Origin of the sequence: Ancylobacter sp. 3268 (genome assembly GCF_031456575.1) — a bacterium.
Lineage (GTDB): Bacteria > Pseudomonadota > Alphaproteobacteria > Rhizobiales > Xanthobacteraceae > Ancylobacter.
Genome location: NZ_JAVDUX010000001.1, coordinates 378,346 through 391,037, shown reverse-complemented (window position 1 = coordinate 391,037; position 12,692 = coordinate 378,346). Strand labels below are relative to the sequence as shown.

At 64.3% G+C, this 12,692-nt stretch carries 8 protein-coding genes; 7 read left to right on the top strand and 1 reads right to left on the bottom strand.

Annotated features, from left to right (window positions below; translation table 11 throughout):
• The first annotated feature begins 2 nt into the window (after positions 1 to 2).
• Positions 3 to 1,403, top strand: a complete 1,401-nt coding sequence (hflX, locus tag J2X65_RS01850; protein ID WP_404977640.1) for a GTPase HflX — start codon at positions 3 to 5, stop codon at positions 1,401 to 1,403.
• A 43-nt stretch (positions 1,404 to 1,446) separates the two neighbouring features.
• The gene (locus tag J2X65_RS01845) at positions 1,447 to 2,784 is read left to right on the top strand and encodes a nucleotide sugar dehydrogenase (protein WP_310197153.1); all 1,338 of its coding nucleotides are present in this window, start codon (positions 1,447 to 1,449) and stop codon (positions 2,782 to 2,784) included.
• Between the two features lie 15 nt (positions 2,785 to 2,799).
• Here J2X65_RS01845 and J2X65_RS01840 read toward each other — a convergent pair whose 3' ends face one another.
• Positions 2,800 to 3,759: a polysaccharide lyase gene (locus tag J2X65_RS01840; protein ID WP_310197151.1), complete on the bottom strand. Its 960-nt coding sequence runs from the start codon at positions 3,757 to 3,759 to the stop codon at positions 2,800 to 2,802.
• Between the two features lie 151 nt (positions 3,760 to 3,910).
• Between J2X65_RS01840 and J2X65_RS01835 the strand changes: the two genes are divergently transcribed.
• From J2X65_RS01835 to J2X65_RS01815, 5 genes are all read left to right on the top strand, one after another.
• Positions 3,911 to 6,598 carry an ABC transporter transmembrane domain-containing protein gene (locus J2X65_RS01835; RefSeq protein WP_310197148.1) on the top strand — a complete coding sequence of 896 codons (2,688 nt, stop codon included), beginning with the start codon at positions 3,911 to 3,913 and terminating at the stop codon, positions 6,596 to 6,598.
• A 30-nt stretch (positions 6,599 to 6,628) separates the two neighbouring features.
• Entirely contained in the window at positions 6,629 to 7,138 is a 510-nt protein-coding gene (locus tag J2X65_RS01830) for a Crp/Fnr family transcriptional regulator (RefSeq protein ID WP_310197146.1), read from the top strand.
• Positions 7,139 to 7,191: 53 nt separating this feature from the next.
• The gene (locus tag J2X65_RS01825) at positions 7,192 to 8,889 is read left to right on the top strand and encodes an adenylate/guanylate cyclase domain-containing protein (protein WP_310197144.1); all 1,698 of its coding nucleotides are present in this window, start codon (positions 7,192 to 7,194) and stop codon (positions 8,887 to 8,889) included.
• A 64-nt stretch (positions 8,890 to 8,953) separates the two neighbouring features.
• Positions 8,954 to 10,789, top strand: coding sequence for an ABC transporter ATP-binding protein (locus J2X65_RS01820; RefSeq protein WP_310197393.1), 1,836 nt, complete (start codon positions 8,954 to 8,956; stop codon positions 10,787 to 10,789).
• The gene (locus tag J2X65_RS01815; protein WP_404977653.1) at positions 10,773 to 12,692 is read left to right on the top strand and encodes an ABC transporter substrate-binding protein; all 1,920 of its coding nucleotides are present in this window, start codon (positions 10,773 to 10,775) and stop codon (positions 12,690 to 12,692) included. The genes J2X65_RS01820 and J2X65_RS01815 overlap by 17 nt, the downstream gene beginning before the upstream one ends.

Here is a 12,692-nt window from a genome sequence, read left to right as displayed (position 1 = left end):
GCTTGGAAAGCAGGAACTCCCGGCGTTCCCCCGCCGGTTCCGGCGAGGGCCCCGTCCCGATCGACCAACCGAGCGGCGATGCCACCCGTGTCGTCGTCCTTGTGCCTCATGTCTCGCGCCGGCCGGGCGAGGAGGGGGGGCGCAGGCGCTCGCCTGACGCCCGGCTCGACGAGGCGGTCGGCCTCGCGGGCGCCATCGATCTCAATGTGGTCTCCGCTCACATCGTCGGCCTTTCCGCCGTGCGGCCCGCCACCTATCTGGGCAGCGGCAAGGTCGAGGAAATCGCCGAAGACGTGAAGGCGCACGAGGCAGGGCTGGTGTTTGTCGATGCGCCGCTCAGCCCCGTGCAGCAGCGCAATCTCGAAAAAGCCTGGTCCGCCAAGGTGATCGACCGGACGGCGCTGATCCTGGAGATCTTCGGCCAGCGCGCCCGCACCAAGGAAGGCGTGCTCCAGGTCGAGCTCGCGCATTTGAACTACCAGAAGAGCCGGCTGGTCCGCTCCTGGACCCATCTCGAGCGTCAGCGTGGCGGCTTCGGCTTCCTCGGCGGCCCCGGCGAGACCCAGATCGAGGCCGACCGCCGCGTCATCGGCGAGCGCATCTATAAGATCGAGCGCGAACTCGAGCAGGTGAAGCGCACCCGCGCGCTGCACCGTGCCAGCCGAAAAAAGGTGCCTTACCCGGTCGTTGCCCTCGTCGGCTATACCAATGCCGGCAAGTCGACGCTGTTCAACCGGCTCACCGCCGCCAGCGTGATGGCGCAGGATCTGCTCTTCGCGACGCTCGACCCGACGCTGCGCTCGGTGAAGCTCGATACCGGCGACCAGATCATTCTCTCCGACACGGTGGGCTTCATCTCCGATCTGCCGACTCAGCTGGTGGCGGCCTTCCGGGCGACGCTGGAAGAGGTGATCGAAGCCGACATCATCCTGCATGTGCGGGACGTCTCGCACGAGGACACGCAGGCGCAGGCCGCCGATGTGGCCGATGTGTTGCGTGGCCTCGGTGTCGATCCCGAGGATGACCAGCGGCTGATCGAAGTATGGAACAAGATCGACCGCCTCGACGAGAATGGGCGCACCCAGATATTCAATTCCGCGGCCCGCCTCACGGGCGACGCGCATCCGATTCCGGTTTCGGCACTGACCGGCGAGGGTCTGGACGAGCTCAAGCTCGCCATCGCCCGCCGGCTCTCGCGTGATCGGGTGACGCTGACGCTCGATCTCGACCCGGCGGACGGGGAGGGGCTCAGCTGGCTCTACCGCCATAGCGAAGTGCTGGACCGCCGCAACGGCGACACCGGTACGCTGCATCTGGTGGTTCGGGTGGCGCCGGACCGGGCCGAGAACATCGAGCGCCGCTTCGGTGCCCGCCGCATCACCGGGCGGCGCGGTGCTGCCTGAGAGCCGTTCCCCTCTTCACCGACACCTCCCCCGGATTCCCAGAATGACGACGCCCACCTTCGCCGAGCTCGAAACGCTGTTCCACACGCGCCGGGCGACCATCGGCATCATCGGCCTCGGCTATGTCGGCCTGCCTTTGGCGCTGGTTGCCGCCGAAGCCGGTTTCTCCGTGATCGGCTTCGACATCAATGCGCGCCGCGTCGATGCGATCAACGCCGGTGAGCAGGTGATCCGCTATATTCCGGCAGCGCGGATGGAGGCGGCATTGGCCGGCGGGCGCTTCAAGGCCGCCGGCGACTTCTCCGGGCTCGGTGACTGCGATGCCGTCGTCATCTGCGTGCCGACGCCGTTGACGCGTCAGCGCGAGCCTGACCTCTCCTTCGTCGCCGACACGACCAGGACCATCGCGACCACCCTTAGGCCCGGCCAGCTTGTGGTGCTGGAGTCAACCACCTGGCCGGGCACGACCGTGGAACTGGTGAAGCCGATCCTGGAAGCGACCGGCCTCGTCTCCGGTCGCGACTTCTTCCTCGCCTTCTCGCCGGAGCGCGAGGATCCCGGCAATCCCAGCTACTCCACCGCCACCATCCCCAAGGTGGTCGGAGGCGATGGACCGGAGGCGGGCAGGCTGGCGCAGCGGCTGTACAGCCAGCTGATCAGTGCCGTAGTGCCGGTTTCCTCGACCCAGGTCGCCGAGGCGGTGAAGCTAACGGAGAACATCTTCCGCTCAGTGAATATCGCTCTGGTCAACGAGCTGAAGAGCGTCTACGCCGCCATGGGCGTCGATATCTGGGAGGTGATCGAAGCCGCAAGCAGCAAGCCGTTCGGCTTCATGCCCTTCTATCCCGGTCCCGGCCTCGGCGGACATTGCATCCCGATCGACCCGTTCTACCTGACATGGAAGGCGCGGGAATTCGATATCGAAACCCGCTTCATCGAGCTTGCCGGGCAGATCAACACCCGCATGCCCTATCTGGTGGTCGACCAGCTCGCCGAAGCGCTGGATCGCCACTTCGGCCGCGGCCTTGCCGGCGCACGCATCCTGGTGCTCGGCGTCGCCTACAAGAAGAACGTCGACGACGTCCGCGAGAGCCCGGCCCTGAAGCTTATGGAGCTGATCGACGAGCGCGGCGGGTTGTGCGAATTCCATGATCCGCAAGTGGCCGCGCTGCCGCCGACCCGCCGGCATCCGCGCCTCAGCGGCAAGCAATCTATCCCGCTCGATGCCTCGACGCTTGCCGGCTTCGACGCGGTGCTGGTCGCGACCGACCATGACGGCGTCGACTATGGTCTGGTAGCAGCGCAGGCCAAGCTGGTGGTCGACACCCGCAACGTCTTCGCGCGGCTTGGTCTTTCGCCGCGGCGGCTGGTCAAGGCCTGAAGCCGGATTGGCGGCTCAACCGCCAATCTTCGCGCAGGTCGCCGCATCGGCGACATCCGTGCAGGCAGGCCCCCGTCGGAAATCGTCGTAATAGAGCCGCCAGATATTGCCATCGCCGCCGCGATAGGGGCCGAACTTGAAATACATGTGGTCGCCGAGTTGCGGCCCCTCATGGCCGATCTTGCCTTCGACCGTGACGATCCATTCGCCATTGGCGACGACCTCGATCCGCCCATCCCCTTTCGGGCCGGGCTTCACCATGAAGACATAATCGATCCAGCCCGACTCGCCCGCCGGTAGCGTCCCGCGTGTCGTCACCCTGATATCCGGCGTGCAGCCGGTAAAGCCGGCCTCCTCCGGCCCCATCTGCCCCGGCTCGATGGCGATCAGGGTGCGGAACTGGTTGAATTCGTCGGGCGGCGCGGCCACCGCTTCGCCCGGCTTGCACCCGGCCGGGCGCTCCGGCGTACCGACAGGCGCGAACGCGCCGGTATCGGTATCGACGGTCACGGCGACGCGCCCCTCCATCAGGCGCAGGGCGAGCAACGGGCTGTAGTCGCCCATCGCGCCGGGATCGATCTCGCGCTTCCACTGCATCATCACATAGCGGTGGCGCTCGGTTGAGATCGGCTGGGCGAGCTGCATCGAAAGCCCGTACCATGTCGGCTGGCCATAGGGGACCAGCACTTCGGGCTTCTCCCAGATCTCCGCGCGCTCGCTGCACAGCTCGTTCTCGGGCTTGCACAATGGCCGCACCGACAGGTCGAGCGCCTGCTGGCCGCTGCGTACCACCTGGGACTGGAACACCACGGTTCCGGCGCTCTGCTCGCGGTTGTGCTTGTAGTAGAGGCCGCCTGCCGGCGCGAAGTCCTGCCCCTCGAATCCGTCGAAGAGAGGAACATTCCGCACCGAGTCGGCCATGCCCTGCGAGGTGAGCAGGGCTGCGAGCAGGGCAAGGGTCGTGGCAGTGCGCATGTCACCGGGACTCAATTGTCATGCTAGGATCATAAAGTGGTGAAGCCCTCGGCAAGAGAGCGGCGAGCACACCATCTATGGCCGTTAGAGTACCCTTCAGCGAGAGAAGGCGCCAAGCGCGTTGTCGGTAAATTTTTTTCGTTACGTCTGGATGTACAGCCGGCGTGAGCAGCTGATTGTGCTGTTCTACGTGGTGGCATCGCTGCCTTTTTATTGGTGGTCGCTCGACGTCCCCAAGCGCATCGTCAACGAGGGCATTCAGGGCAGTGTCTTCGAGAATGGCGTGACCCAGGCCCGTCTGTTCGCCTTCACGATCTCGCTGCCGGATTTCCTCGGCGGCGGCAGCTATGTGATCTCCGATGGGCTGATGCTGGCCCAGTTGCCCTACCTCTTCGCGCTGAGCCTAGTCTTTCTTGTCCTCACTCTGATCAGCGGCTGGTTCAAATACGTCATCAATATCCGCAAGGGCGTGCTCGGCGAGCGCATGCTGCGGCGGCTGCGCTTCGACCTGTTCGGTCTGGTGATGCGCTTTCGCCCGGAGGACATTCGCACGACCAAGTCGGCGGAAGTCACCAGCATGATCAAGGACGAGGTCGAGCCGATCGGCGGCTTCTTCGGCGAAGCCTTCATCACACCGGCGTTTCTCGGCACCCAGGCGCTCACCGCCATGGCGTTCATCCTGGCCCAGAATCTGTGGCTCGGCACGCTCGCCATCGGGCTGATTCTGGTGCAGGGCGTCGTCATCCCGCATCTGCGCCGCGAACAGATCCGACTCGGGCGGGAACGGCAGATCGAATCGCGCATCCTGGCCGGACGTATCGGCGAGATGATCGAGGCGGCGCCGGCGCTGCACAATTTCGGGGTCACCGGCCACTCTTCGGCGGAAATCGGGCACCGGCTCGGCACGCTGTTCGATATCCGCTTGCGGCTTTACCGGCGCAAATTCGCGGTCAAATATCTCAACAACCTACTCGCCCAGCTAACCCCCTTCGTTTTCTATACGCTTGGCGGATATCTGGCCCTCCAGGGCCAGCTCGACATCGGCCAGTTGGTGGCCGTCATCGCCGCGTATCGCGACCTGCCCACGCCGATCAAGGAGCTGATCGACTGGGACCAGCAGAGGGCGGACGTCACCGTCAAATATGAGCAGGTGGTCAGCCAGTTCTCCAAGGACACCCTGCTGCCGAAGGAAACTACCGAGGCGCCCCCGGCGATCCCGGCCGATGCGGCGATTACCGTGGTTGGCCTGCGGGTGGTCAATGGCCGCGGCCTGGTCCAGCTCGACCGCATGTCGGTCGCCCTTGACAGGCCCGGCCGCATCGCCTTCGCCGGTCCAACCGGAGGGGGGCGCGACGTTCTGGCAAAGGTGATCGGACGTCAGGTGACCGATTATCAGGGCAGCGTCACGATTGGCGGGCACGAGATCGCTGCGATGTCCGATCGCGAGGCCAGCAGCCTCATGCTCTACGTATCCAGCGAGCCCTTCATCATGTCGGGGTCGATACGCGACAACCTTACCCTGGCCTTGCGCCGCGCGACGCCGCGGCTGGACGACCGGGCACAGCTCTCGGCCAGGCAGCGCTACTGGATCGAGGAAGCGCGCATGACCGACAATCCGCTGGTTTCGCCCGACGCCGACTGGATCGACTATGCCGCCATCGGCGTCTCCAGCCCTGCCGAGGTCGATGCCGCCATCAGCAACGCGTTGCGCGTCGTGCGCGGCTATGACGAGATCTTTCGCGTCGGCATGTCGAGCCGCCTCGGCGACAATGTCCCGCCCGAAATCGGCGAGCAACTGCTGGCGGCGCGGCCGGCAATGATCGAACGCTTCCGGGAGCAGGGCCTCGCGCAATATGTCGAGGCTTTCCAGCCCGACACTTTCAACACTAGCGCGAGCATTGGCGAGAACCTGCTTTACGGCGTGGCGGTCGGCAACCGCTTCGCGCCGGAGAACATGGCCGCCGACCCGTTCATGCGCTCGATCATCGCGGCGGAAGCCCTCACGGCGCCGCTCACCGCGATCGGCATCAAGATGGTGGAGACGGTGGCGGATGTCTTCCAAGATCTCGCCCCCGACAACCCGCTGCGCGAGCGCTATTCCTTTATCGACAATGCCGAGATCGAGGCGGTGTGGCCGGAGGTGCGCTCAGCCTGGAATCGCGGCCAGCGGCGGCATCTCAGCGCTCAGGTCCGCGACAAGCTGATCGGCTATGCGCTGATGTATGTCGAGCCGAGGCATCGCCTGAACCTGATCGACGATCGGCTGGTTGCCCGCATATTGCGGGCGCGCACCAGCTTCCGGCAATTCCTGCCGGCGTCGGACGCCAAGGACGTGGAGTTCTACGATGAAGGCCGGCTGATGCCGGCGGCGTCGATCCGCGACAATCTGATATTCGGCCGCATACGTTATGGAAAGACCCATATGCGCGACAGGCTGCTCGCCGAGGTGGCCGAGGTGCTGAACCAGCACGGACTGGAGAGCTTCGTGGTCTCGAAGGGCCTCGACCAGGAAGTCGGGCCGGGCGGGCGCCTGATCTCGGTACAGCAGCGCGTGACGGTGCAGTTGGCCCGCGCAATGCTGCGCCGGCCGGATATTCTCATTCTAGACGATGCTCTATCTAGCTTCGCGCCGTCGGAAGGCCATATGATCCTTCAGAACATCATGGATGCCATGCAGGGGCGGACCGTCATCGTGACCCAATCGATCGAAGACGATCTGTCGAACTTCGACATGGTACTGAAGTTCGAGGGTGCTAAGTTCGCCGGTCTGGAACGGAAAGACAGTGCTAAGACCGCTTCCGAAGCGGTGGAGCTGGTGCCGACGGCGGCATCTGCATAAAGGGGATCGTGTTCCTCAGGAGGTTGGCAAATGACCATCGAGGACGAAGTCAGGTCGCTGCAGAAATTCCGCATGTTCCATCATGTGGAAGCGTCCAAGCTGAAGCTGCTGGCAATGGTTAGTGACCGGATCACCTTCCAGCGCGACGAGGTGATTTACGAGCAGGGCGCCGAGTCCGATGCGGTCTATATCGTGCTCGAAGGCCAGTTCACGGTGTCGCTGCGCACGTCAGCCGGGGTGATCAACTTTGCCCAGCATGTGCGCGGCGCCATTCTCGGCGAGGCGGGCGTGCTGTGCGACCAGGCTCGCATGGTGACGATCACCGCCGAAACCCCGCTGGTCGCCTTGCGCATCGACCGCGACATCTTCCTTCAGCTGCTGAAGGAATCGCCGCCGTTCAATTTTGCCGTCATGCGCGAGCTGGGACGGCAGATCATGGACCTCAACAACATCTGCGCTCAGCTCGTGCAGCAACTGCCGCCGGGCGCACCGGCGGTGGATGCAGGACGTAGCGTTGCCGAGCCGCAGCACACACACTGACCACTCAGATGTCCTCCGTCAGCACGACCGCCGGCACGCCGACCCCCGAGAAGGTGCAGCGGGAATTCCGCGACCATCCCTGGGCATGCCATATGCGGTTGTGGTCGGGGGTTATCCTTTTCGCCTTCGTGCTGACTCATCTCGCCAATCATGCGCTCGGCATATTCGGGCTGGAGGCTATGGAGGCGGCGCAGCAATGGCGATGGCTGCTGTGGAAGTCGCTTCCCGGCAGCATCCTGCTCTATGGCTGTTTTCTGACTCATATGGTTCTCGCCAGCCAGCGCATCCTGCGCCGTCATACCTGGCGCATGCCCCGCGACGAAGCCTGGCAGATCGTGTCGGGTCTCGCGATCCCGCTGCTGGCTGCGGGCCACGTGCTGGAGACCCGTGTGGGCGGCGCCTGGTTTGGCGCGGACGAGAACTATCACGCCGTCCTGTCGCGGATGTGGCCTACGCTGGCTCTCTGGCAGACCATGCTGCTGCTGGTCTCCTGGACGCATGGCGTGGTGGGAATCCATCATTCCCTGCGCTATCAGAGCTGGTATCCGCACTGGAAGGGCCCAGCGCTGATCGCCGCGATCATCGTGCCGCTGCTGGCGCTGGCCGGCTTTGTGGCTTCGGGGCGCGAGGCTGCGGCCAGGTATGCAAACCCCACCCCGATGAGCGCCGAACAGCGGGCGGGCCTCGATCGCGCGCGCATGATGCTCGACAGCGGACTCGGCGCGTTTGGTATCGGGCTCGCCGGCCTGATCAGCTTCGCTTACGTGAGGCGGCGCTCGCGTGCCACAGTGACCATCACCTATCGCGGCTTCGGGCCGGTGCAGGTGCCGCGGGGGGTCTCCGTGCTGGAAGCGAGCCGCATGCACGGCATTCCGCACCCCTCGACCTGCCGCGGGCGAGGGCGGTGCTCGACTTGCCGGGTACATATCCTTTCGGGCGCCAAGGGCCTGCCGGATGTGTCGGGGCCGGAGAGGCTGCTGCTTTCCCATATCGGCGCTCCCGAGAACGTGCGGCTCGGCTGCCAGTTGCGCCCCAATCACGACATCGGCGTAAGAGTGTTGATGCCGGTGCTCGGGCGCCCTACCGCCGACGTCGATGGCGACGCGAATGAATGGGCGCTGGAACGGAGCGCCACGGTCCTGTGCCTCGATCTGCGGGCTTTCAGCACCCTGACGCAGAACCGGCTGCCCTATGAAATCGCCGTGCTGATCAATCGATTCGCCGCTGAAATGACCCAGGCGGTGGAGAGTCATGACGGACATGTGGACCTGATGTATGGCGACGGGCTGCTGGCGGTCTTCGATGCCGACGAGCATCACGTCGGTGCCGGTGCGCGAGCCGCATTGAGCGCGGCGCGCGACATGAGCCGGGTGCTCGATCTGCTCAACTCGGAAATGCGTGGAGCCCTGCCCATTCCGATCCGGGCCGGCATCGGCATTCACACCGGGCCGGTCGTGCTCGCCCGCATCGGCGACGGGTTGCAGAATTCGGTCATGCGGGCCATCGGCTCGACCGTCGCCTTCTCGGTTGGGCTGGAGGCGGCTTCCAAGGAATTCCTGGCGGACTACGTGATCTCGACCTCGACCGCAGAAGCGTCCGGCTATGATTTTACCGATCACAGCGTTCGCGACGTGGTGGTCGATACACACAATACGACAGTGCCAGCCTATGCCATTTCGGACCGTGCGGCGCTGGACAAGATCATGGCGCGCCCTGCTATGCTGCGGGTCCTGAACAAGGCCGGAGTATAGACGCGTGGCGCCTACGACGCCTTCCGATGTCCTGCGCATCGAGGATCTACGCATTTCCTTCGAGATGCATGGCCATCTCAACGAGGTGGTGAAGGGCATCTCACTGCGCGTGCCAGCCGGACGAACGGTCGCGCTCGTCGGGGAATCCGGATCCGGCAAGACCGTCATCTCTCAGGCGGTGATGGGGTTGCTGCCCCGCAACGGCATTATTACGCAAGGCCGCATCCTGTTCAGCGATCCGATCAAGGACGGCAAGACCCTCGACATCGCCCAGTTGCCGGCTGACGGCACCAAGATGCGCAAGCTTCGCGGCGGCCGCATCGGCATGATCTTCCAGGAGCCGATGTCGTCGCTTTCGCCGGTGCACACCGTCGGCAGCCAGATCGAAGAGGCGCTTCAGCTTCACCGCCCGCATCCGCGCAAGGAGGCGAGGGCGGTCACGGAAAAGATGCTCGGCCTGGTCGGCTTCCGCGACCCGGCGCGATCCTATGACCGCTACTCGTTCGAACTTTCCGGCGGCCTGCGCCAGCGCGCCATGCTCGCCATGGCGCTCATCTGCCATCCGGCCCTGCTCATCGCCGACGAACCCACCACCGCGCTCGATGTCACCATTCAGGCGCAGGTGCTCAAGCTGATGAAGGAGCTTCAGCGCGATATCGGCATGGCGATCCTGTTGATCACCCATGATCTCGGCGTGGTCGCCAACATGGCCGACGAGGTGGTGGTGGTCTATCGTGGCGAACTGATGGAAGCCGGTACGGTCGACGACATCTTCCGCCGGCCATCGCATCCCTATCTCAAGGCTCTTCTGAAGGCGTCGCCCGACTTCGACATGAAGGAAGGCGAACGCCTGGTGGCGCTGCGCGATGTTGCACCCGTGGTTCCGACCCGGAAGAAGCCGAGCTACGAAGGCAACAGCGCGCCGCTGCTGAGCGTGCGCCATCTGCGCAAGACCTATGGCTCCAAGAGCGGCGGCAGCGTATTGGCGGTCGACGATGTGAGCTTCGACATCGGCCGTGGCGAATGCCTCGGCCTTGTCGGAGAGAGCGGCTCCGGCAAGACCACCGTCGGCAACATGATCATGCGCGCGCGCAAGGCGGATGCCGGCGAGATCGTTTTCCATGGCGAGAAGGGCCCGGTGGATGTGCTGGGCTTGGATTCGCATGCGTTGAAGGCTTTCCGCCCGCACATGCAGATGATCTTCCAGGATCCGGTCAGTTCGCTGTCGCCACGCATGACCGTGCTGGACATCATCCGCGAGCCGATGATCATCCAGGGAAAGGGCGACGCCGCGGCCCAGAAGCAGCGGGCGGTCGAACTCATGCACGCCGTGGGTCTCGACCCCCGCTTTCTCAACCGTTATCCGCACAGTTTTTCCGGCGGCCAGCGCCAGCGCATCGGCATCGCCCGGGCCCTGGCGCTCGATCCGGATCTCATCATCTGCGACGAGCCGGTCTCGGCGCTCGACGTTTCCGTGCAGGCGCAGATCCTCAATCTTCTCAAAGATCTGCAAGCGTCGCTTGGGCTGACCTACCTGTTCGTTTCGCATAATCTCGCGGTCGTGCACTACATGGCCGAGCGCATCGCGGTGATGGCCCGCGGGCGCATCGTCGAGATCGGGCCGCGGCAGGAACTGTTCCGCAGCCCGGCACATCCCTATACGCGTTGCCTGCTGAAGGCCGTGCCACTTCCGGATCTCGACCGGAAGCTCGATTTCGATGTCGCCATGTCCGGCGGCACCGCTTCGGATCCGGCAAGCTGGCCAGCCGAGTTCCGGGACGTCGAGGGCAGTGCCCTGCGCATGATCGATCTCGGTAACGGACACAGCGTGTTGGCAGCCGAGCGCTGCACTGCCCACGATATCGCTGCGCATAGGGGGCATCATCATGCGGCGCAGTAGACCACTGGCTCTGCTGCTGCTCCTCATCGGCAGCAGCGTCGCTTTGGCAGCGCCGGGGCGGTATCCTCCGGAACCGCCTCTGCTGCGTACCGATGTCGACATCAACCAGATGCCGGCCCTCGCCGACCGGCTGCCGGATCATCCAAGGGTGATCGACCTCGCCGGCATGGGCCGCGAACCTGGCCGCTATGGCGGCACCATGCGCATGCTGATGGGCGACCAGCGCGACATCCGCGCCATCAGCATCTACGGCTATACCCGCCTGGTGGTGTTCGATACCGCCGGCAAGATCGTTCCCGATATATTGGAGAAGGTCGAGGTCGAGGAGGGACGCATCTTCACCCTGCATTTGCGCAAGGGGCACAAATGGTCGGATGGCTGGCCCTTCACCAGCGAGGATTTCCGCTATTTCTGGGAGGACATGGCCAATAATGAACGGCTGAGCCCCGGCGGCCCGCCGATGCAGCTCTTTGTTGATGGAGAGGTCGCCAAGTTCGAGGTTGTCGACGAGACGACGGTACGCTTCAGCTGGAGCAAGCCCAATCCGTCGTTTCTGCCGGCACTTGCCGGTGCGCAGCCGCTCGAGATCTTCGTGCCGGCACATTATCTGCGCCAGTTTCACCAGCGCTACGCCGATCCGATCCGTCTTGGCGCGATCATCCGGCAGGAACGGGTGAAAGACTGGGGTGCACTGCACGACCGCATGGCGCGCTCCTACCGGCCGGAAAACCCGGAACTGCCGATGTTGGGACCCTGGATCCCGCGCACCAAGCCACCGGCCGAATTCTTCGTCTTCGACCGCAACCCCTATTTTCATCGCGTCGACGAGCGCGGGTGGCAGCTGCCCTATGTGGATCGGATCACCATCTCCATCGGCACCGCCTCGCTCATCCCGGCGAAAGTCGGCGCGGGCGGATCGGATCTTCAGGCGCGCTATCTGCGGTTCGACAATTATACCTTCCTGAAGGAGGGCGAAGAACGCGGCAACTACACTGTCCGCCTGTGGGAGCGCGGGGAGGGCGCCTATGTCGCGATCTTTCCCAATCTGAACGTGAAGGACCCGAGCTGGCGGGCCGTGCTGCGCGACGTCAATGTCCGGCGCGCATTGTCGGTCGGCATCAATCGGCGCGACATCAATCAGGTGATCTTCTTCGGGCTCGCCCACGAGGGGGCCAACACCATCATCCCCGGCAGTGCGTTGTACGATTCCAAATACGACGCCGCCTGGGCGCAATATGATCCGGCGCTCGCCAATCAGCTGCTCGACGCCGCCGGGCTGGCCAAGCGCGATGACGACGGCATTCGCCTGCTGCCGGACGGCCGTCGCGCCGAGATCACCATCGAAACCGCCGGCAACAGCACCGAGGAAACCGACATTCTCGAACTGGTCGCCTATGACTGGGAAAAGATCGGCATCAAGCTGTTCGTGCGTGCAACGCAGACCGACCTCTTGAGGCGCAGCGTCAGCTCCGGCAATGCGATGATGTCGGTGTGGCCAGGCATCGACAACGCCATTCCGGGGCCCGACATGGCGCCTGACGGCCTTTCTCCTTCGAACTCCATGCAGTTTCAATGGCCGCAATGGGGCCAGTTCGTCGAAACCGGTGGCCAGGTGGGCGAGAAGCCCGATCTCCCGGCGGCGCAGGAACTCATCGACCTGCAGCAGCGCTGGCGTCAATCGGTGACGACCGACGAGCGCCAAGCCATCTGGCAGCGCATGCTGCAGATCAATGCCGACGAGGTGTTCACCATCGGCATCGTCAACCGCGCCTCGCAGCCGGTGGTGGTTTCCAACCATCTGAAGAACGTTCCCGACGTCGGCATCTTCAGTTTCGAGCCTGGCGCTTATTTCGGGGTCTACATGCCGGATACCTTCTGGTTCGACAATGTCGGTAAGGATTAG